18 protein-coding genes and 2 pseudogenes are annotated in these 21815 nt (G+C 58.9%); 8 read left to right on the top strand and 12 right to left on the bottom strand.

What is annotated here, in order from left to right:
• Positions 1–377: 377 nt before the first annotated feature.
• From NKI17_RS31090 to NKI17_RS31080, 3 genes are all read left to right on the top strand, one after another.
• Entirely contained in the window at positions 378–1799 is a 1422-nt protein-coding gene (locus NKI17_RS31090; protein WP_352907293.1) for a M16 family metallopeptidase, read from the top strand.
• A 2-nt stretch (positions 1800–1801) separates the two neighbouring features.
• A complete protein-coding gene (locus NKI17_RS31085; protein WP_352907292.1) occupies positions 1802–1936 on the top strand; it encodes a hypothetical protein in 135 nt (44 codons plus the stop codon).
• 399 nt (positions 1937–2335) lie between these two features.
• Positions 2336–3793, top strand: coding sequence for an NAD-dependent succinate-semialdehyde dehydrogenase (locus tag NKI17_RS31080; protein WP_502894669.1), 1458 nt, complete (start codon positions 2336–2338; stop codon positions 3791–3793).
• Between the two features lie 831 nt (positions 3794–4624).
• On the opposite strand, the gene NKI17_RS31075 is transcribed toward NKI17_RS31080, so the two are convergent.
• The 3 genes from NKI17_RS31075 to NKI17_RS31065 all read right to left on the bottom strand — a co-directional run bounded on the left by NKI17_RS31075 (position 4625) and on the right by NKI17_RS31065 (position 9512).
• Complete coding sequence (locus tag NKI17_RS31075; RefSeq protein ID WP_352907291.1) at positions 4625–6829, bottom strand: class I tRNA ligase family protein; 2205 nt, start codon at positions 6827–6829, stop codon at positions 4625–4627.
• A 134-nt stretch (positions 6830–6963) separates the two neighbouring features.
• Positions 6964–7743 carry a phytanoyl-CoA dioxygenase family protein gene (locus NKI17_RS31070; protein WP_352907289.1) on the bottom strand — a complete coding sequence of 260 codons (780 nt, stop codon included), beginning with the start codon at positions 7741–7743 and terminating at the stop codon, positions 6964–6966.
• 506 nt (positions 7744–8249) lie between these two features.
• A complete protein-coding gene (locus NKI17_RS31065) occupies positions 8250–9512 on the bottom strand; it encodes a lysine N(6)-hydroxylase/L-ornithine N(5)-oxygenase family protein (protein WP_352907288.1) in 1263 nt (420 codons plus the stop codon).
• A 1510-nt stretch (positions 9513–11022) separates the two neighbouring features.
• On the opposite strand from NKI17_RS31065, the gene NKI17_RS31060 reads away from it, so the two are divergent.
• The 4 genes from NKI17_RS31060 (at position 11023) to NKI17_RS31045 (ending at position 14295) form a co-directional block, all read left to right on the top strand.
• Entirely contained in the window at positions 11023–11529 is a 507-nt protein-coding gene (locus tag NKI17_RS31060; protein ID WP_352907287.1) for a hypothetical protein, read from the top strand.
• A gap of 141 nt (positions 11530–11670) precedes the next feature.
• Complete coding sequence (locus NKI17_RS31055; RefSeq protein ID WP_502894665.1) at positions 11671–12366, top strand: OmpW/AlkL family protein; 696 nt, start codon at positions 11671–11673, stop codon at positions 12364–12366.
• 299 nt (positions 12367–12665) lie between these two features.
• Positions 12666–13319 (top strand): amino acid kinase family protein, encoded by a 654-nt coding sequence (locus tag NKI17_RS31050; RefSeq protein ID WP_352907286.1) that lies wholly within the window; start codon positions 12666–12668, stop codon positions 13317–13319.
• 196 nt (positions 13320–13515) lie between these two features.
• Positions 13516–14295, top strand: coding sequence for a 4'-phosphopantetheinyl transferase family protein (locus NKI17_RS31045; protein WP_352907285.1), 780 nt, complete (start codon positions 13516–13518; stop codon positions 14293–14295).
• Between the two features lie 684 nt (positions 14296–14979).
• Here the strand turns inward: NKI17_RS31045 and NKI17_RS31040 are convergent.
• Both NKI17_RS31040 and NKI17_RS31035 read right to left on the bottom strand, forming a co-directional pair.
• On the bottom strand, positions 14980–15204 hold the full coding sequence (locus NKI17_RS31040) for a helix-turn-helix domain-containing protein (RefSeq protein ID WP_352496531.1): 225 nt from the start codon (positions 15202–15204) through the stop codon (positions 14980–14982).
• A gap of 204 nt (positions 15205–15408) precedes the next feature.
• The gene (locus tag NKI17_RS31035) at positions 15409–15654 is read right to left on the bottom strand and encodes a helix-turn-helix domain-containing protein (RefSeq protein ID WP_352907284.1); all 246 of its coding nucleotides are present in this window, start codon (positions 15652–15654) and stop codon (positions 15409–15411) included.
• 125 nt (positions 15655–15779) lie between these two features.
• On the opposite strand from NKI17_RS31035, the gene NKI17_RS31030 reads away from it, so the two are divergent.
• Complete coding sequence (locus NKI17_RS31030) at positions 15780–16055, top strand: DNA -binding domain-containing protein (protein WP_352496529.1); 276 nt, start codon at positions 15780–15782, stop codon at positions 16053–16055.
• Between the two features lie 12 nt (positions 16056–16067).
• Here NKI17_RS31030 and NKI17_RS31025 read toward each other — a convergent pair whose 3' ends face one another.
• The 7 genes and pseudogenes from NKI17_RS31025 to NKI17_RS30995 form a co-directional block, all read right to left on the bottom strand.
• Positions 16068–16562 carry a DUF2285 domain-containing protein gene (locus NKI17_RS31025; protein WP_352907282.1) on the bottom strand — a complete coding sequence of 165 codons (495 nt, stop codon included), beginning with the start codon at positions 16560–16562 and terminating at the stop codon, positions 16068–16070.
• Positions 16563–16620: 58 nt separating this feature from the next.
• On the bottom strand, positions 16621–16854 hold the full coding sequence (locus NKI17_RS31020; RefSeq protein ID WP_352496527.1) for a transcriptional regulator domain-containing protein: 234 nt from the start codon (positions 16852–16854) through the stop codon (positions 16621–16623).
• A gap of 33 nt (positions 16855–16887) precedes the next feature.
• A complete protein-coding gene (locus NKI17_RS31015) occupies positions 16888–17514 on the bottom strand; it encodes an acyl-homoserine-lactone synthase (RefSeq protein WP_352496526.1) in 627 nt (208 codons plus the stop codon).
• A gap of 91 nt (positions 17515–17605) precedes the next feature.
• Positions 17606–18334: a LuxR family transcriptional regulator gene (locus NKI17_RS31010; RefSeq protein WP_352907281.1), complete on the bottom strand. Its 729-nt coding sequence runs from the start codon at positions 18332–18334 to the stop codon at positions 17606–17608.
• Positions 18335–18875: 541 nt separating this feature from the next.
• Entirely contained in the window at positions 18876–20282 is a 1407-nt protein-coding gene (locus NKI17_RS31005; RefSeq protein WP_352907280.1) for an aminotransferase, read from the bottom strand.
• Positions 20283–20445: 163 nt separating this feature from the next.
• Positions 20446–20942 (bottom strand): annotated as a pseudogene (locus NKI17_RS31000) (Lrp/AsnC family transcriptional regulator).
• A gap of 346 nt (positions 20943–21288) precedes the next feature.
• Positions 21289–21642, bottom strand: a pseudogene (locus NKI17_RS30995) (fumarate hydratase C-terminal domain-containing protein); the annotation flags it as partial.
• Between the last annotated feature and the right edge of the window lie 173 nt (positions 21643–21815).

Raw genomic sequence — 21815 nt, 5'->3', positions numbered from 1 at the left:
TATACCCCTCCCCCGGCAGCGCGCCCAATCGTCTTCCGAACGAAGAAGATATTCTCAGCCGCGCGCGCGTCGCGTTCGGCCCTGTCCGATGTCCGACAATGTCGGATGCGCAACATGGCAGAGCCCGATTTGTCCACATGCCTCGAACGGTTTTCTGATCTGGCACGGTGCATGCTTGGTCTTCGCAAGGCCGTCGCGGACCAAGGAGAATCCGTCCAATGATCACTTCACCAAGAAATACTGCCGCAGGTCTCCTGGGTCCATCCAAAGATGAGGCTCGAGTAAGGCCTGGCACCATGAAGAGCTTATTCATCTGGCTCGGCGCTGCGCGCCGATCCTCCCACGCAGGGAGACGGGGACGCAGCGCCTTCATCAAAATGAGGAACAAATCACGTTGCCTCGAACCTTGCCTTTCGACCAGCCACCACAACCGGAGCCATCGATCGTCCCCCTGGCTGCGCAACGCGTTCATTGCCACCGCGCTGGCCCTGGTGACGACCGCTCCGGCTCTGGCCGCCACCGACGGCGGCAAAGTGACGGATTTCCTGCTCGACAACGGCATGGAAGTGGTCGTCATCCCCGATCACCGCGCGCCGATCGTCACTCATATGGTCTGGTACAAGATCGGCAGCGCCGACGAGCCACCCGGCAAATCCGGCCTTGCCCATTTCCTCAAGCATCTGATGTTCAAGGCGACGATCAACCACGCCGCCGGCGAGTTCGACCGAGCCGTCTCAGCCATTGGCGGCTACAATAACGCCTTCACCGCCTATGACTACACCACCTTCCTCGAGACGGTGGCGCCCTCGGCGTTGGGTGAGATGATGGGCTTCGAGGCCGATCGCATGTTCAACCTCATCCTCAACGAGGATGATATCAAGACCGAGCGCGACGTGATCCTGGAGGAGCGCCGTTGGCGCAGAGAAACGAACCCGCATGCTCTGCTGGACGAGCAGGTCAACGCGACGTTGCGGCAGAACCAGCCCTACCGCATTCCGGTCATCGGCTGGATGCAGGAGATGGAGAAGCTGAACGGCACCGACGCATTCACCATCTACAACAAATACTACCGACCGAACAACGCCGTGCTGGTGGTGGCCGGCGACGTAGAGCCTGAGACGGTGAAGGCGCTGGCCGAGACAACCTATGGCAAGGTTGTGCGCGGGCCGGACCTGCCCCCGCGCAACCGCCCGGTCGAGCCGGAGCAGAACACCAGGCGCACAGTGACGATGACCGATGCGCGCGTATCGGTGCCGAGCTTTTCCACTCAATGGGTGGTGCCGTCCTATCATACGGCAGAGCCCGGCGAGGCCGAGGCGCTCGACCTGCTGGCCGAGATCCTCGGCGGCGGTAACCGTAGCCGGCTATATCAGGAGCTTGTCGTCAAGCAAGGCATAGCCTCGGCGGCCGGCGCCTCCTTCCAGGGCACCATGCTAGACGACACCAATTTCATCATCTCCGGCTCGCCGCGCGGCGATGCAAAGCTCGTCGATCTCGAAGCGGCGGCCGTTGCCGAAGTCGCCCGGATCGCCAAGGATGGCGTCACCAGCGACGAGCTGGACAAGGCCAAAGACCGCTATATCCGCTCGGTGATTTTTGTGCACGACGAGCTGGACCACATCGCCAACATTTATGGCAAGACGCTCACCACCGGTGGCAGTGTGAAGGACGTGCTCGAGAGGCCGGACCGCGTCCGCAAGGTCACCACCGACGAGGTCAAGGCGGTCGCCGCGCGTTATCTGGTGCTCGACCATTCGACGACAGGCTATCTTTTGCCGCAGCAACAGGCGGGGAATTGATCATGAGCTCCATCCCCATGCAAATGCGCCGCCCGGTCTTCCCTTCACCCCTTGTGGGAGAAGGGAAGACCTGGCGCGCCTTCGCCACCCTGTTCCTCTCCATCCTCTTTCTCATCTTGCGGGCGCTCGCCGGGTAAACGGGATCTGTTTAAAGCCGCGAGGAGCGGTTTTCGCGGGCCTTGCTAGGCATTTGCCGGTTCAGGCGTCATTATTGGGGTGCGCTCCTCCTCAGGCCAGCCTCTCTTCGAGTGGATAGAGTCGCCGATTCGTGGTCCGCAGATTGTAGGCGCAGGCCACCAGCATCCACTCCGCGCGGCTGGCGAAGCCGATGTCCGTTGTTCAATCGTTCGACTAGTAGAACCGGGAGGCATCTTCTAGCGTATTCAGGTATTCTCCCTTTCCAGTCGGGTACCGTGGTCTACCAGCTGTCTGGCCGAGGCCCTATAAGGAACCCGGACGTCGCGGAGTACACACCGCACTTGCTATATATACCTGCTGCGTTGAGGAGGAATCCGGTATTGCCCCTGTGCCTGCCGATGATCCGTCACCTGAGATCCCCCGGCCTGTTTGGACCCATTGATCGCCTGCCGGCACTTGGCACGCGGATTAGCGAGCGGACATTCGAGGTCCTCAACCCGTCGACTGGCGAAGTGCTGGCAGAACTACCCGACATGGGTGTCGAGGAGACATGCGCTGCGATCGACAAGGCCTATGTCGCGCAGCCTGGATGGGCAGGGTTGACCGCACGTGAGCGCAGCGACGTTCTATGGCGATGGCATCAGTTGATCATCGACCACGCGGACGATCTCGCCGCGATTCTCACCGCGGAGATGGGCAAGCCGCTTGCCGAAGCCAAGTCGGAGATATCGCATGCTGCGGCCTATCTGCAATGGTACGCCGAGGAGGCCAATCGCGTCTATGGCGAGACGATCTCCGCACCATCGATGGACCGCCGAATGCTGGTAATCAAACAGCCCATCGGAGTTGTTGGCACGATAACGCCATGGAACTTCCCGGCCTCGATGGTGGCGCGCAAAATCTCGCCAGCCTTGGCGGCGGGCTGCACGATCGTCCTCAAGCCCGCTGAACAGACGCCGCTCGTGGCGGGAGCAATGTTCGCCCTCGCCCATCAGGCTGGTTTTCCCGAAGGCGTCGTCAACCTGATCTATGCGTCCGAAGGTGACGCGGTCGGCCGCGAACTTTGTACCAATCCCAAGGTCCGCAAGATCAGCTTCACCGGGTCGACTGAGATCGGGCGCCTTCTCATGCGCCAGTGCTCGGACCAGATCAAAAAAGTCAGCCTTGAACTCGGCGGCAATGCACCTTTCATCGTCTTCGATGATGCCGATATCGATGCCGCGGTTGACGGTGCGATCCAGGCGAAGTTCCGCAATGCCGGCCAGACCTGCGTTTCGGCGAACCGCCTTTACGTCCAGTCGGGCGTTCACGACGAGTTCGTCGAGAAATTCGTGCAACGGGCTCGCCAACTTCAAGTTGGTGACGGTTTCGCTCCCGGAGTGGACATCGGACCGCTCATCGACAAGCACGCTTTGGCCAAGATCGAATCCCATATTGCCGATGCCGTCGCCAAAGGCGGCGCAATTCGATGCGGGGGCAAACGCATCGGCACGAATGGCACGTTTTTCCAACCGACAGTCCTGACCGGTGTCTCCAGCGAGATGACCGTCGCGCAAGAAGAGACATTCGGGCCGCTGGCACCGATTATTCGCTTCAAAGATGCGGATCAGGTCGTGCGTGAGGCCAACGACACGATCTACGGCCTCGCGGCCTACTTTTATGCCTCCAACCTGAAGCGTGTCTGGCGTGTGGCCGAGGCCTTGGAATATGGAATGGTCGGGGTAAATACCGGCCGGATGTCTTCAGAAGCGGCGCCGTTCGGTGGGATAAAACAGTCCGGCATCGGGCGGGAGGGATCCCGCCATGGCCTCGAGGACTACCTCGAAATGAAATATCTCTGCATGGGCGGCATCTGAATTTTCGGCTTGCAGGGTTCACAGACCGGGTAACCTAGCGAGCGATCTCCAAATATGTGAATTGTAGGATCGCTCCTCGATTGGGAACTGAGGGGCGGCTCCGTACCCGAGCAAACACGCAATCCTGAAGGAGCACCCTGGCTGGACTTATCTCTCGACGAGACAAACGTCTGCATTGTCGGCGAAGACGGCGTGCATGTGACGGAGGATACGCTTGCGAGAGATTTGGCGGCCCTCGCCGACTATCTTCAGGCGACGGGCTGTCTTTGCGCGGGTCTGGTTGGAAGCTTGTGCACCATCGCGATCGTCAACGCTGGTTGTGCGCAATATCCGGTTTCTGGGGCAGAATTTTGAACCTGCTACCTTCCGATTGTCAGTAGCTCAGTTGTTCTTCGGCCGACTGCCGCGCCAGTACAGGCTCGGACAGAATCGAAGATACCATCAGGCAGGCATTAGCATTCGACATTTCCGGTGATCGGCGCACGATCCAGGGCGCGCCAGGTTGACCAAGCGCCTCGAACCGCATGACAGTCTTGACCGGCTGGAGGACGGAAATCCCGCGATGCCGAAGAGGTTGGTCAGCGCAGTCGAGCCCACACGGCATTTGCGGCACGAAACAGCAAGGGCTGCGAAGCGATCGGCCGAGCGGTCCTCGAAGGCGCGGGCCAGGGTGTCGACGATGCGTTGGTTCAGGTCCGCCAATCTGGTCTCTACCGTCTGATAGCGGGTTCGGTCGCCAGTGACAGCGAGTAAAGATATTTGGCATCATCGGCTTTGATTGCCGCGCAGATCTGGTCGAGATTGGGATAGCTCACTGATGCACCTTTGGGCTCACAGTGCTTCCTCCTCATCGAGATGAGGATTGCCGGATTTGGCGTAGAACACCAACACGGGTCCGAGATCAAAGCGCGTCCCGGGCGCAAGGCGCTGGACGGACCGGGGCCATGTTTCGGTTGAGACGCCATCGATGCCTCGCGCCAGCGTTCTGGCGAATCGGGGCATCAGCGGAGCGAGTGTCGCTGCCAGGATCGCAGCGGCCGTCGTCTGAAGGGCTAGCGAAGTCCGATTGCGGGCGGGATAGAAACGTCGCGCCGCTGCATAGTCTTGCGCCCGACGGTAGATCACGCAATCGCGCACGAAATCGCAGACCTGAGCGGCCGCGCGCCGGACCGAGAAGCCTTCGTCCGAATAGGCGCGCTCCATCGCCGCGCGATAGGTCTCTATCCGAGCAAAGAAGGCGCGGTCGACCGGGCTCCAGTCACCTGCATCGGGTACACGGCCGGCAAAATCCTGCTTGATTTCCTGGTTCAACGCATCAAGCCAGTTCAGCCAAATCCCTTGGAACACCTCGTTCTCGGTGCGGCGCAGCGCGTCCAGCTTGAAATCCGTCCGCTCACCTTCCGGGCGTGTCAGGCCCAAATGGAGGCGCACGACGTCGACTGTCTTTGGGCTCAGAACCTCCTTGCCCCAGACCGCATGGCAGCAGCTGGTTGAGAACTTCTTGCCGTCGAGCAGGTAGAACTCGTTGACGTGATAGTGGATGCGTGGCGTCCAGTGGGAGAAGACCTCGGCGTAAAGAGCGGGGTAGAGTAGCGCGTGGTAGAACGAATTGTCGAAGCCGAAGAAATGGACAATCTGCCAGTCGTTGGCGGGCATCTCCGCCTTCCAGTCGCGACCCAGCAAGCGGCCGAGCGCCTGAATGTTGTAAAGAAAACCGAAGGCCATTTCGGGCCAGACCCAGATCACTTGCCCCGGGAACCCTTCGGCCGGCAGGCCCCAGTCCGAGGGGTGGGTAATGGGCACTGAAAAGTTGCCGCGTCGGCGTAGGCGCGCGAAGAGATCCAAGATCCGTAGCGGGACGCCCGACGCCCTTAGATGCCGGTCGATATTGTCGTAGCATTGGTCCAAGGCAAGTTCCGGGCGGCGGACGGAGCCGACCAGCGGCGCCTCGGCAGACTGCCGTGACCGGGCTGCGCCCAAGTCGTGGCAAAGGTTTGGGGCGCCGCATTCCTCGCAGATGTTGCCACCGGCGGAGCCGCCGCAATCGGGGCAAAGGCCGCTAACATCCGGCTCGTAAAGATAGTGGCCTGTCACAGCATCGAAAAGCGCAGGGCTCTGGCGTAGATCTACCGCCGTGCTGCTCAGAAGACTGCGGAAACACGCGGCTTGAAACTCGCCGTAACCGTCATCGCCCATTGTGGGTTGGAAGCTGTGGACCTCACAATCGAAAAGTGCAAGCGTGGCGCGAATCTCGTCGGCGTAGTAGTGCGCCACGGTTGCAGGCGTCGATTGATCGGCATCGGCGCGTGTCGTGACGTAGCTCTGGTTGTCATCGCTTCCAGTGAGGTGATATGCTTCGACTCCTTTCATGCGCAGGAAACGAGTATAGACGTCGGCGCCGAAATAGGGGCCAGAAAGATGCCCCAGATGCAGATCGCCATTTGGCGTTGGCGGCGTGGAGAAGACGAAAATCGGCCCGCGTGGAGCCGTGGTCTTTGCAGCGGCATCAAGGGCGGCCTCGCCGTCTCGCCAGTAGACATCGACGAAATCTAGGTCTTCGTTTCCGTCGTTGCGCAGCACATGCGCTTCAAAAGGGTGGAACAGAACGACATCGCCCGCCTCGACCGAGATTTCCCCACGGTCGGTAGTGACCTTGCCCGCGCCAGACAGGACCACGAAGGCCTCGATTTCGTCGTGCCGATGGGGCTCGGATGTGATGCCGGGTCCAACCTTTCCGAATGAAAACCCCGTGCGAGCGCTTCCCGTTCCAAGCGTGGCCATGTCGATACCGAACGCCCGCGACAGCTCCGTTCGAGAAAACGTGTATTTGCGCATGACGAACCTAAGCTGTTGAAGCAGTGGGATCTTCGGCTGCCAACGCAACAGCCTCCCGTGCAATTTGTGGAGAGAAACGGTAGCCCGACCCGTTGGCGGCCCCGGCCAGGATAATGCAGCTCTGGGCCGCCAGGCGGGCGACGAGGGCGGCACCAGTCGGTCTGTAGGCGTCATAGAAGGCCGCCCTGCGACCACCTCCACAATCCACGTGCCGAAGCGTCTTAACGGGCTGCGGTCGATGCTCCGCGAGCCCGCAAATCAGAACGCCATACTCTCCGCGCATTTTTGAGCGGTCGATCCGTTTCGTGTGCATGCCTCCGCCTGGCTGCGTGAGCTCAATCGCGATAGAAAATGCCATTTGGGGGCTTGAGTTTGTCGAGATCGGCCACTTTGCCCTCGGGCGGGTTAAGGGCGCGCTTAAGCACGTTATATTCAGCGCGGGTCGGTCCACCGGTTGAAGCACGCTGGAACACCAAGTAGAGTGTCCGCCGCGAACGATTGCTTTTGTTCGGTCGTGAGTAGTGCGGTGCGTAATCGTCGAAGATGAAGATGTCGCCAGCCTTCCATACTACGGGTTCCCAGGAGAACATTTCGGCGACTTGGGGATCGATCACCCCACCGGCATTCATGGGAAACACCCCCTTCTTGTGGTTGCCGGGGCTGAAGAAAAGCCCGCCGTTTTCCGGGTCGGAGTCGTCGATGCCTATGGCAACCACCGCATGGACCATCCGGTCGGGGAGTTTGTGTGGAATGTGATAAATGTCCTGATGCGGGAGATAGCCGCCGCTGTCGGGGTAGTGGAAAATAAGCAGCTCCTTGAGCCTGCGCGAATCTTCGCCAAGCAAATCCTCGACCGCTGACTGTATGCGCTGATCTTCCAAGAGCAAACGACGCAGTGGATCATGGAACTCGAGAAAATTCTCGATCTTGGAGATGATCTTTCGATTGTCCGTCGTCTTCTCGAACCACATGAGCCATTTATCATCGCTGACATCCCAGCGTGACATATCTTCGACAAAAATAGAGATATCTTCCTGAGCCGCCGGAGCGAAGAACCTTTCGAGCCTGACGTATCCGTCTTTCTGCCACATTTCTCTTTGTGCATCAGTCAACATACGAAAAGCCTCCTGTTGGAAAGACTGGTTGGTCGGACATCCCAATTAGGGCAGTCGGGCGCTGGTCAAGTTGCGGGTCCACAGAGACGGACTCACGTCATGTGGGACGGCGATGCTAAGTGCGTTCCGCTCCGGCGGATATTGCCCGCAGAAGCTCGGCGCGAGACTGCCTATGTCAGGCTCGGTCGGGTCCAGGGGTTCCGTAAACTGGGCCGGATCAATCGCTTCACCCGGTCCAGCCACGACACGCATCCCTAAAGGCCGGCACCATCCGCTGACCGCCGACCCAGCCATGGCCGCCAAGACCACGGCGCTCTTTCGAGTGAGCGACCTGGTACGGTCTTGACAACCGTAGGGGAAATGCACGCCCCCAGAATAATGCGATGCGCCGCTTGGTCCAAGGGCTTGTTCGGTCACGATGATTTCGGAGAAGCCTCCGGCCTTCGCCGCAGCGGAGGCGGATATCATTCCTAGGATGCCACCGCCGATGATCAAAAGTCTACGAGTCATATCCCGCTGCCCATTTCTTCGGCTGCGGGGGCGGGCCAGCTCTCGATCGAGGTATGGCTGATGAAGCCAGGCTGCTCGGGGTTCGCGCATGGCGCGCGCCCAACAAGGCTATCGAGGATGCGGCGCGCGCGCCAGGCCAGCAGGCTTAGGTTCGGATCGGCCAGGCCGCGCTGCCCGAGGCTCGCGTTTTGTACGAAGATGCGTCTGTCACGCGGTCCGTCCCAGCTCACCGAAAAATCCTCCCGAATAGCTAATTCATTGTCGATCTGCTCCAGCCGGTGCGCGATGGGTTCCAAGAAGTCTGGCACCGCGTTCTCGTAACCGGTGGCCAGGATGACGATGTCAGCCGTGACTTCTTCGACCTCGTCCATGCCGTGCTGCAGGGTCAGCCTGTGACCCGCGCCGGCGTTGATGCAGTGCGAGACGGTGCAGCCCGGCCGCAGTGTGATGTCGCATCGGTTTGGTTCGAAAAATGCGTGGCGGTACAGCGCCTGATACATCGCGCGCAACGTGCTTTCCGAAATGCCGTCCGAGGCAAGCACGAAACGCCGCAGGAGCAGCTTACGCTGCGACTCGCTCATCGCCGCGAAACGATCCGAAAAGCAGGGCATGAACAACTCGTTTGTGAACGGGCTGTTGTCCAGAGGCAGATAGTTTTCGCGCTGCGAGACCCAAATGATCGAGGCAGGCCGCCGTTCTTTCGGCAGGCCGACAAGATGCAACATCACCTCGGCTCCCGACTGGCCTCCGCCGACCACGCAGACATGCTTTCTCCGCACCTCAGGGTGAATGTGCAGTAAAACAGATGAGTGGAACAGGTTGCGTCCAATCCAGCCCTGAAACTGAGGCGGAATTTGCGCCTGCTTGCCAATGCCGACCACGACGTTTCTGGCGCCGAGAACCGCCTTATCCGTCCGCACCCGAAACTCGCCGTCAAAGCGGATTTCGTGCACGGTCTCGCCGCCGCGGACAAGTGGGTTCCTGTCGAAGGCCCAGTTCAGGTACTGCTCAAACTCAGCTCTGAACACAGCCTCGAACTGTGCGTTCAGGAAGTGGTACAAACGCCCGTTCTCGTGAAGGAAGTTTACGAAAGTGTAGGCTGATCGCGGATTCACCAGCGTGACCAGATCCTTGAAGTGGCTGACCTGGAGCTCCGAGGAACCGAATGCGACGCCTGGATGCCAGCGGAAGTCGACCTGCCGATCCAGGAACAGTGCCCCTTGCCCAACTTGCTCGTGTATCTGACACGCAAGGCTCAAATTAGACGGCCCAGCACCCACTCCAACGCAAGATAACTCCACTCGCTTTCCTCCTATAGAATCTTCCCACTAGGCGGCTTGTTCGCGGCTAGTTTCGGCCATAGCCATTGGGGCCCCTCGCGGACGTTTTCGAGCCCCGGTCCCGACCGGATTTGCGAGAATTTGTCCAGCGCGTTCGGGTATTCGAATGTGGACCCGAGCATTCCAGCGCGGTGACAATCGACGGGTCATGCCGGCGACGTGGGGCAACGACGTATGTCCTTTCCGCCCGTCTGGATGCCCGCGTCGCGGTCACGCGAGACGCTTTCCAGGCCCATTGAGGTGTTTGAGGCCGGCGCAATCGCCCGCCTCAACCATGACGCGCCGGCCTTCCGGCGGCTTGATGGCAGGCGAGAGCGCGGTTTTTCTGCGGCGACGGCATTTTCGGTGCGCATGATCATGGACGACGTCTCGCTGATGCGTTCGCAGACTCCCGCGCATGGGCCGTGCCAGAGAAGGAAAATTTTATTAAACAATGGGTTGGCGGATTTGCGATCCTGTCGGAAATCCGACATTGAGGGGGAACGCCTCACGGCGACGCCCGATTTGCACGTCGATGTCGCCTTTTTCCGAATAGCTAATCGGGCACCTTCTGCACCAGAATACTTCTCTTATGGAGACCAGCACGAAGTCTTCATGAACGGACAGTGCAGAAGCAGGTGTCTCTGCCGGACAAATCGCGATGTGCCTTCTCCCATCGTCCCATTGAGGTCGGCAGTTGCAAGAGCAGCCAGGTCCTTCGCCCTATCGTGCCGTTGCAGTGGCTCGATCCCGACATCCTCGGAGGCCGCGATCATGAAGAGTGACGCAATCTCATGTCCGTCGCGACACCTCTCTCATGGGGAAGCAATTCTCTATGTTGGTGTCGGATCGATGCTCTTGATGAGATGGTTGCGGGTGGGCGCATGCTCAGACCTAAGCGCATCAATGATTGCGCGATATGGGACATTCACCAACTGGATTGTCGAATCTCTGTAAAGATAGCCGGAAGACAATTGCGTTATGACCACTCTGCTGGTTCCAAAAGCACGTGCGCCATTCGGTCCCTGGGACTCAATCCATGCGGAGGGATGAGGCGGCAAAGCAGTCTTTTGCGCGCCCACCGGTGGGGCAGGATGTAGCCATCGTAAACGCAGTTATTTGATGTCGCCGGCGCGCAGACCTCAGGCTGTGCCGCGCCCGACGCCGGCGACGTAGTGGTCGTCGATCGCCCGTCGCCGATGTCGGTCCGAAGCTCGGCTAAGTTTCGCGGTGAGCTTCACTGCTTATTCCGCAGTGCCCACCGAGCTCGCAGAGGAGGTTCTATCAGGCGGTCACGCTGCACTCGTTGTCGGGTCTCCGACAAAGTCGGACATGAGACACACCGCAATCAGAGCCACATCATTGTTGTGATATGATTTTCTCGTTTGGCACGACACGTGCAAGGCTATCCGCAAACGCGCTGCGGCAAGGACTGAGGAGAAATCATGCCATGATCAAGCTCGCCGAACATGCGGTCGCAGCCGCGAAAACTCGGCCTTTCCGAGCCGACAGGACGTTGCGGATGTTTTCCAGTCTACATCATTCTTCACGTTATCCGGACATGACCATATTCGATTTCCGCCCAACGCTGAATGCCCCCGACGATGATCCCTATCTTTGGCTCGAAGATGTAGAAGGAGAACGGACACTTGCCTGGGCCGCCAGCCAGTCGGCTAGGACCCGGGGGCACTTCGGTGGAACACAGTTCGATCGCGACCACGACGCCCTGACAGCGATCTCGACCGTCCCTGATCCCGTGATCAGCGCCGCGGTCAGTGCCTCTACAACTTCTGGCAAGATGCCGGAATTCCGCGCGCACTGTGGTGCCGGGACCACCCCTGCCGCTATCCGCCGATTCTGCTCTCCACCACGAAGCGGGCGTGCGTCCACCCGGGCCAAGCGGGTAAGACGGCCGCAAAGCTGCAGGCCTTTGGTTATCCCGCTTACTTCTAAGTGAGTACAGGGTCGATGATTGCGAGCACGGTAATGTGTGCGCGGTCCCACGCAAACTGCGCATGAGCGCCGCGGCAATCCCAAGCAATTCGAGCAAGACTTTTCGTAGTTCAGTCCACATTTCTGAAAGCAAGGAGAGAGTATCATGGCGAGAAACCAAATGCGGGCGGCGCGGGGAGTAACAGCGGCCGTTGTCCTCATCGTGATGGGACAGCAGGCCGTTGCGGCGGACCTTGCGCACGCGGCGAGCGTCCCGCAGGCAGGGGCCTCGGTCACGGAAGCGCCAAGCCCTTGGCAGATCCGCCTGCGTGCGTTGGGGGTCGTCACTGAGGATTCGGGCTACGTCAATGCAGTGCCCGGCTCCGATCTTTCGTATTCAAACACGGTGACGCCGGAACTCGATATCTCCTATTTCTTCACGGACAACATCGCCACGGAGCTCATACTCGGCACCACCTACGCTAACATCGGGGGCCAAGGTACGATCGGCGGGCTGGGCAATATCGGCAAGGTTTGGCTGCTGCCGCCTACGCTCACATTGCAGTATCATTTTACCGATTTAGGCGCTTTCAAGCCCTATGTCGGCGCCGGCGTGAACTACACGATATTCTATAACCAGGATGGCGGCAGCGCCGATGCTCTCAAGGTTAAGAACACGTTCGGCACCGCGCTGCAGGTCGGATTCGACTACATGGTGGATCAGCATTGGGGCGTCAACTTCGATGTGAAGAAGCTTTTCCTCAAGCCAGACTTCGACGTCACGGTCGACGGCGCGAAGCTGACGGGGAAGGCTGCGCTCGATCCGTGGTTGATAGGCGCAGGCGTCACCTACCTTTTCTGATACCAAGGCGACGCGGCTTGCTGACAGCCGATCTGAAATCAAGGGCGCCTCGTGCGCCCTTATACCCCTCGAAGGCCGTGACGCTCAGGACAGGTGAGATTGGAGATACGTGTCCTCACTTCCAGTGCAGCAACACTCAGCGGCAGCACCAACAAGCTCGATCCGATTGGTTTCGGCTCGCCGGTTGATAGTGAAGATTGGCTCAGCACTGATCGGCGATCCAGAAACCGCAGAAATACGCGGTTCTTGGCTTGAAAACTAATAGAGGATGTCGTCCGATTTTTCCACGCGGGCAGCAGGTGATCATCGTCACGTCTGGTGCTGTCGCGGTCGGCTCAAGTCACTTCAACCATCTGGACAGATCTCTGCGAGTTGAGGAGAAACAAACGGCCGGCGCTATCGGTCAGGTTCAACTCATGCGTGCCTATGAACAGAGTTTAAAACGCCATAGTTTTAGCGTTAGGCAAATACTATTGACCCGCGAAGATATAGATGATCAGCATCGCCGCCTCAATGCGGTTTCAACCCTTCAACGACTTCTCAAAGTTGGCGCCGTACCCATTATCAACGAGAACGACACGACCGCAACGCCGGTCGCACGCACTCGGACATGCCGGCGCCGGCCCAAATCCAGATGCATGGAAGGTTACTTGTGTCGCGACTTTCTCACCGTCCTCTTACGAGCAAGATTGGCTGACGGCAGCGCCCGATCCAAGTATCTGCGGCTGCGGGTGGCGCGCATGTTTCAGGGGCTTCGGTTCAAAGTCGTCCTCGCACATCAACGGTCGGCCCACACCTTGAAATCGAGTCATTCCTCGTATGCAACTCGACCAGTCCGCGGTGAGTTGAGTTTTCGGCGGCGCACACCGAGTTCGCACAGGGAACCGACAGGCGGTCACGGTAGGACTCGGTGTCCTTCGACGATGTCAGATGATACAGTACCATCGGAATGATCGCACTGTTCTGAAAGGTCCTAGTTGGCACGACCCATGCTCGGGCTATCCCCAAACGCGCTGCGGCACAGACTGAGGAGAAATCATCCATGATCACGCTCGCCAAACATGCGGTCGCCACCGCGAAAACTGAGCTTTCCCGAGCCGAAGGAGAACCTTGCGTTTGTCTACGGCTATGGGGTCTAGGGTGGGCCCTGTGTCGGTGAGCGCGGCCTCCAGCATCGGCGCCTCACCCGTCAGGCACCTTATTGCTCTTTCTGCCCGTTCGCTTGGATTTCTTAAAGACGTGACCTTGCACGACACGGGATACGTCGATGCGGTTCTTGTGCATGGCCGGTTCGATTTCGAGTGCTACACGGAAGATCTGTTTCATAAGCTTGCCTTGGCCTTCCCTCCCAGCTTGTGCACGGCACTACCGTCACGCCGTGCCGAATTTCTGGCCGGTCGCGCGATGGCGAACGCGGCGCTGCAGGCGCTGGGCCAACTTACTACTGAGATTCCCATCCGTCCCGACCGCGCCCCAGTCTGGCCAAAAGGCTCAGTTGGTTCAATCACCCATGCGCGGGGGCATTGCGCCTGTTTCGCCAAAGGCGATCCAGGCTGGCAAGCCGGTGTCGACATCGAGGCAATAGCCAGCGGTCACGCGCTGGAATCGATCCTGAGCATGACGGCTAACCAGCGTGAACGTGACTTGATTGCACGACAGACGGCGCTCCCTCCAGATCGGCTGGCAACGCTGCTCTTTTCGGCAAAGGAAACACTTTTCAAAGGACTCTACCCGGTGGTGCGGCGCTTTTTTGGGTTCGAGTGTGCTGAACTACGGACGCCCCCTGCGAACGGATGCTTGCGGCTGCACCTAACACAAACCCTTTGCAGGGAATTACCTGCGGGCGAATCCTATGACATCCGCTTTAATACCACCACCGACTGGGTATTGACTTGGCTAGCCGTGCATCGGTTACGGAGGCACGTCTGATTCCCCGAGCCGCATATAGAATATAGCGGTCTGCCCTTTCACAGCCGGTTCCGTCTGGCGGATCCTCGGCGCGCGCTCGTGAGGCGTCAGCTTTTGCAAACTATGCGCGTCGTCAGTTCCTTGCGCTGCTCAGACACACACTCCACTTGCTCGAACATTTTCTTGCCCGGGCGGACGAGGCTGTCGCGACCGGTCTCGGCTCGAAACGCCAGATCCCGGTATCGGTCACCGTGCCTCGGCCGAAAAGATGAAGCTGAACTGATGACGGTCGCTGGTCGTGCCATCCTCCGGATCATAAAGTTCCCTTGGGCTTGCTATCGAATGCCAGCGCGCTGGATATAGCGCAGATTGAGCGCGCGCCCGCTGAAGTCCCTTTCCATCCAGCTTGACGACACGGGACTTGATGACGAGGCGCGGCTGGAAGGCGGCGAAGCGGTCACGCGACGCAAGCTCGCTGCAGACGCCGGCGCCGCGCCCGATCCGGATCCGGGCCACGCGCCGCAAGATGGCCGCAAAGCTTGCAGGCTCTTGGCTATCCCGCTTATTTCCACGAGCCCGGCGCGGGCGGGTACGGCTACGGCAAGGACATCGGGAGCGGTCCATTCATTGCTCTGGGCACCAATTTCCTTCGCAGTGCGATCGGCTGGCAAGCCGATGGGTTCGATAGGTGGCAAGGCCCAGGCGTCACCTACCGTTTCTCAGGCCAGGCCGAACGAGTTCCATGTGGCTCACGCCGACGGCTTGTGCCAGCTCGTAGATCGTGACGATTGTCGGATTTCTGCGGCCTTTCTCCAAACCGCTTATGTACTGCTGACTGAAGCCGGAGATCTCGGCAAGCTGCTCCTGCGTCAGATGGTTCTTCTGCCTGAACGTCTGCACATTCCGTCCGACCAACTGGCGCATGTCCATCCCCCGAGTCAGCGGATTAGGCATCTTCAGTCTATTAACTATAATATGTATTCCGCACCGGAGGTCTCAATCCGCCCGCGGGCGGCTGCGCGGAACCGATTTATCGAAGATAGGACAGCGGTGCTTCACTCTGAACCGAATGCGCCGATCGCGGACGAGGCCCCTGTTGAGGGCTTTTGTTGAGCAATCCAAGCGCAACGCCGTCTACAGGTCACGAGAGCGACGCATTTGTGCCAGAAGCTCGCAAGGATCGATATCGAGAGCCTCGGTAACGTCGAGAAACTCAATTACGTCCAGCCGACGTTCACCACCCTCGTACTTGGCCACGAAGGATTGTGGGCAGCCCAGCATATCAGCAACCTGGGTCTGGGTGACCCCTTTGGTTTTGCGCGCCGCAATCAGCCGTTCTAGCAGCCGGCGCTGGCGAGCTGATCGAAGGGATTTCGGCATCAGACGAACCGGCCAAGAAGGAACCGGCTCATGGACTAATCCCAGTTTCGGATTATTCCATTTTAGGATATTGTGCAGTCAAAGATCTGCGCGGACGCGGCATAGGTCATACGGCGAGACATGAAATGGTAGACAGATTGCTCAAACCTGCTGTTGCCGACGAGGTCCCATGGGCGGAGAGCCTGACGGCTTACGACGATGAGCACTTCACGATATATTTGAAGCTCTTAGACGCATGCGCCGGCAATGCCAGCGAAGAAGAGATGGCGCACGCGATATTGGGCATCGATCCAGTGCAAGAGCCGGCTCGCGCCCAAAAGGCGGTTCGCAGCCATCTCGCGCGCGCCCACTGGCTGGTGATCGCGGGGTACAAAGAGCTGTTCTCTGGCCAAGAGGCCTGATGGTGACGATCGCTATAGAAGAAACCGCTTATACCCACCGTTCATGAGCCAGCGCCCGCGTCTGACTGCACGGCGGACGCTGTCGCGAAGATGGTCACCGGGGTCGGCCCAGTCCTGCTCGACGCGGGCTCTGCCGAACAGGGCAAGGCCGATTTCGCGGTGTGGTGCGCCAGCGATGGAGCCGTCGAGCGCACGCAACACTCGGCGCAACCGCGAGCAACGGGGCTCGGTCGGAAAGAATCCTGGTTGCAGCCTGCCGGTCGAACGGAGGCTGTTCAGACATTCCAGCGCGTTCAGGCGTTGCTTCAGTTCCTCTGGCGACCAGAGGACGGAGGCTGTCAATCGCACAGGTTCGAGGATGCTGACGCCTGAAGCAGCCAACTGCAAGCTCCTGCCATTGTCATCGACAAGGACGTGCTGATGCCCATCCCGCGTGACGAGTATGGAGATGCGGCAGGAGTGCGCGACGAGATCGAGCACGTCGACCCCGCGCGGCCGCGCCGCCATTTCGGCAGCAACCGGTAAAACATGCGGACATTGGCAGGGGCACCAAAAAACGCTCGCATCAGTTCCTTTTGAGCTTGCAAAACAGAAGGCCCCACCGCGAGAGATCAACAGTGTTCGAAGCCAGGCTGATAATGTCCACGGACCGGGCGTTCGTGCGTTCGGCACCGCGTAGCGCGTTCGCCAGATCCTTCTGGAAGTCCGGATTGCGCCTGAGGAATTCCCAGGCCCAGCCTCGGCTGGTCAGCCGCTCGACATAGCCATAGTCACCATCACCAGGTCTTGTTTCGTCCATTGCATCGTTTCCAAGAAAGGTCAGATTCCAGGCTCAGGCGATCTTCATGACCGGTGTCCACAGTACCGGGCCTTTGAGTCCGCCATTGCGATGGAGGGCTTCCAAGCTCTGTGTTGAGACGTCGAGATATCCGGCAACGGCGCGCGTGTGGCCTATTGTTTGCGGATCGGACAGCCGTTCGAGTGGCCAGCCGGCGCGACGCAAGATCCGCTCTATGCGTAGATCCGTTACGGTAACGATGCTGTGCAGACCACGTGACAACCCAAACTCGACCATCCCGGCAAACAGCTCGTAGGTGCCAATAGCGATGCCCGCCTGTTTCGGCGCGGAAGGCGGCAGATCAAGCGCAAAACGGCTGCTTTCCCAAACACGCGGATCTTCCGGCGCTGGACGGTCGGCAAGGAGAGCGAAGAAGCTATCGCGCAGCATTGTCGGTCCTGTAGTCGGCAACAGGCGCACGCAGCCGTCGATGCGTCCGTCGGGCGCACGCAGCAATAGGTAGTGGGGACGAAGCGCGTCGAACGGATCGACCTCAAAGCCGCCGCTGAACGAAACGTCCCAATCAAGTCGATCCCTGAAGACGCGATACCGCAAGCGGTGCATCTGCTCGAGCTCGTCGCTGAACTCAGCGTAGCAATCCGGCGTGATCAACTGCATCATGATGGCCTTTCTCCCTCGCATGGATAACACCTGCGATTGAAGGCAAAGGCCGGAGTTGATACAACCTGTGCATGTGCCCAGGTTTCGGAGATCAGGTGAAGAGAGATGGCCTGGATAGTGCAAGTCGAACGGCTGCCTGAATAGCCGTCTTCACGCCAAGCTTCTTCCTGGCGTTATCCCGATGAAAGGCTGCGGTGCTCCGACTGATTCCCAAGATGCGGCCGATTTCCCACGCCGTCTTGCCGCGAGCCGCCCACTTCAGACATTCCATTTCCCTTCGCGACAGGGCAACGCCAGCCACGGTCCTGCCGTCGGCCAGCTTGCGACAGGCATGAAGGTGGAAGAAGACCGCGATGAGCTGCAGCACGCGATCATATCGATCAATCAGGCGAAAGAACGGTGGTCGCCTTTCATCGGAGGCGAAGGTCAGTGCTGCAAAAGTACCGGTGCTGTCATGGATCGGGATCGTGAAGCCGCAGCGAATGCCAAATTGCGTCGCCTCATCCATCAATTGTCGCTGCTGCGTCGATAGTTCGAGAACAGCACCGTGCGCATCCCAGTTGAATGGTTCCTGACCACCACGCGCCTGATAGATAACCGGGTCAATCTTTTCATACCGACTTTGAAGGTAGTGAGATGTCCAGGATTGAGGGTAGGTGGAAATCAGGCGCACCTTGCGGCCCTTGACAGGCGAAGGGAAAAGATAGGCAAAAGACGGCAAATCGAGCGAAGAGGCAATCTCGCCCAGAGCGTTGCGCAGGTCCGTCGCGTCAGCGCTGTCCGCGATCTGCTCTACAAATCTATGAAAAGCGTCTTGCATAGCTAAACTGCAGTGAGTTCTGGCCTCCCAAAAAGGAGCCAAGACGGGCCGGCCAATCCGCAGCCATTCTGGGTAGAAGGCCCGGCCGGAGACTGAGCTCCGTGCCGGGCCGGTGCGCCTTGGGAGGGCGATATGTGCTTCGACGGCGCTGTTATCGAAACCGAGACGTCATTCCAGCGTCATCTGTTAGCAGGTGACAGTTGTCCTCTTGGGTTTGCACTTCATCACGGTCGGGGTGTCTTTTTGCGTGCGGTTGAGACTGCTCCATGGAGGAGCTCAGCCTCACGGTAGATTGCGGTCTGTGGTCTGTGAAAGCGTCACCTCTTTTTTTGCAGCAGCTCACGTGAGCCGTCTTCGGACGCGAAGGCGGCAGTGTGTTTTTCGAGATTGGCGTCGCATTTCGGCATCGGCTCGCACACCCTCCATGCAAGTTGCCTTAAAAGCGAAGCGGATTGTTGCGCCCCCCTGCTCATGACGCCACAGGGCTGCCGCACGTGAATATCCCGGCCGATCCGAGTGGAAGGCTTCATCTCACGCCAGATCATATCGCGCCGTCCGCCTTCAGCGCGCGATAGGTCGTATCGACTGATTTCGCGGTCGTGTCGACGATGATGTCGATCTCTTTCCGGGAAATGATCAGAGGTGGGGCATAGCCGAGACTATCGCCATGCGGCATAGCGCGGCCGATGACACCATTCTCAAACAGAGCAGCAGCGGCGCGCACGCCGACCTGAAGTCCGGGTTCAAATGGTACCCGCCCTTTAGGATCCTGCATCAGCTCCACGGCGGCTAGAATGCCGACGCCGCGAACCTCGCCAACAATAGGATGTCCCTCCAGTTCGGCTCTCATGCGGGCATGCCAATACGGTCCGACATCCCGAACATGTTCCAAGATGCTTCTTTCCTTGAGCAGTTTAATATTCGCAAGCGCTGCCGCCGCGCAAAGCGTGTGACCAGAATATGTCCAGCCATGGCCAAGTGGGCCGTGCTTCTCCGTTCCTTGTTCCAAGACCGACCAGACCCGATCACCGATAATAGACCCGGAGATAGGCAGGTAGGCTGAACTCAAGCCCTTGGCGATCGTTACGAAATCCGGGCGCATGCCATACAGGTGGGAACCGAATTTCTCACCGGTTCGCGCGAAGCCGCAGACCACTTCATCGGCGATCAGAAGGATATCGTACTTGTCGAGCACGCCTTGAATTGCCGTCCAGTATCCCTTTGGGGGCGGAACGATGCCGCCGGTCCCAAGTACCGGCTCTCCGATAAAGGCTGCAACTGTCTCGGGGCCTTCAGCGAGGATAAGGGCTTCAAGTTCGTTAGCACAGCGTCTGGAGAACGCTTCCTCACTTTCGCCGTCATGCGCCTGGCGATAGTAATGTGGCGTCGTCGTATGGCGCACCAAGTCCAGCGGCAGGTCGAAGAAATTGTGAAAGAAGGGAAGGCCTGTCAGGCTACCGGTGATCAGCCCGGACCCGTGATATCCGCGATGTCGCGAGATGATCTTCTTCTTTTCAGGGCGGCCGAGGATGTTGTTGTAGTACCAGACCAGCTTGATATTGGTTTCGTTAGCGTCGGAACCGGAGAGGCCGAAATAGACCCTTCGCATGTTCTGACCGAAATATTCGACCACGGCCTCTGCCAAGAGCGCGACTGGCTCGGTTCCTTGGCTTGCATAGACATGGGCGAACGGCAACTCGTGGGCTTGCCGGGCAATGGCGTCGGCTATCTCGGTGCAGCCATACCCCATATTGACGCAATAGAGCCCGCCAAAACCGTCGAGGCTTTTTCGGCCTTCGGTATCCCAGATGTACACGCCTTCTGCGCCTACCATAATTCGGTTTGGCGTCTCGCCGCGGCTGTGCTTGGCTAAGTGCGTAGACGGATGAAAGACAAAGCTCCGATCCTTCTCCCGGAGTTGCTCGGTTCCCAGATTGCTCAAGCTCATCGTCCGTCTCCTCGCGATCATCGGCGGAGGACACTCAGCCAGCCGCCTCTTTAGCAATTAGTATACCGGCAAACGCCTCTCGACTTTCGCGGGAATGTACGACTTTAGCCGACGAATTCGCTGGATCGGCACCAATCGCCGTGGAAACCACGGCTTCGGGAGTTTATCTTTGCCTTAGAGCGGACAAAGGGATTGGTGAATTGGATTTCACTGGTTTCGTCACGATAAGGCTGTAGTATTGATCGATCCCTAAGCCTGCCTGCAGCAGTCCCTCCATGAAATCCTGATACGCAGCCATAGAAGGAGATGAAACTCGCATAAGATAATCGATCCGCCCCCCGATAGCCCAGCAGTCCAGGATTTCCGGCGTCTCTTGGATCGCAGTCTCGAAGTTCCGTTGATCCTCCAGACGATGACGATCCAGAACCACCTCCACCATTATGCAGATCATGCCCCCGATGAGCGCTGGACTTAGTCGCGCGTAGAACCCTCAATTATTCCTGCGGCTTGGAGTATACGGAGCCGTTCCGAACAGGCCGAAGCCGAAAGATGAACACGCTTTGCGAGCTCGCTTTTCGAAATCCGACCGTCTGACTGAATCTCTGAGAGAATCCGGACGTCCCAAGCGTCTAGGCGCACAGGATCAGATTTCGACTTCATGACCTTTTGCTCTCAAGCGGTGGTCGACAGCGCAATTGATCCGAATCAATTCTGTCATTAATTGAAGTGACCGAATGTAGTGGACGACATCCGCTCCCCGGCCCGCAACGCGCCAGAGTGGGTTGTCGAGTGCATTCTTTTGAATCTCCGCTGCTTTACCTGATTGGCACACTCGACAGCATCCGAGCATCGATCGCGTGGACGGAACAGTCAGATGCAGTGTTTACACCGGCGCATTCGGCTTGAAGGCCTTTCTTATCTGGCTCGCCGCTGGGTAGTGCAAAATGCCGCTCATGTTACCGCTACGGCCCAGAATCCGGCGCTGAGATGGCCGGATCGCCGAAGACTAAACGCCGATGTTGCGTGCGATGCTGTCGGCCGCCATGCGCTTACGCCACTCAAGAGGCCCGGAATTGTGAATTGAGTTCCCCTCAATATCGACAGCCATGATGACCGGCATGTCCTGCACCTCGAATTCATAGATGGCTTCCATGCCCAGATCTTCAAAGGCAACGAGCCGTGCCGCCTTGATCGATTTTGAAATCAGGTACGCAGCGCCACCCACTGCGATAAGATAGGGCGTTTTGTGTCTGAGAATCGACTCGATGGCCACCGGTCCCCTCTCCGCCTTAACCACCATTGCGAAAAGCCCGGTCTCGGCGAGCAGCTTTTCAGTAAAACCGTCCATCCGGCTGGCGGTTGCCGACAGTTGCGCGGCCGTAAGCCGCATCACGCCGTCCTGTACTTTCGGCCAGCGGAACTCGCCGTCCTCCAGCCGCTTGTATCTCACATGAGAATGCAGCCTCGAGCAGCGCAAATCAGCAGTTAGTGCGGGTCACGCATCCGTTTCATCCTCTATTCGCACGGCAGTTG

Origin of the sequence: Mesorhizobium sp. M0816 (genome assembly GCF_040320005.1) — a bacterium.
GTDB lineage: Bacteria > Pseudomonadota > Alphaproteobacteria > Rhizobiales > Rhizobiaceae > Mesorhizobium.
The sequence above is the reverse complement of the archived record's forward strand: the minus strand, read 5'-3'. Positions and strand labels throughout refer to the sequence as shown.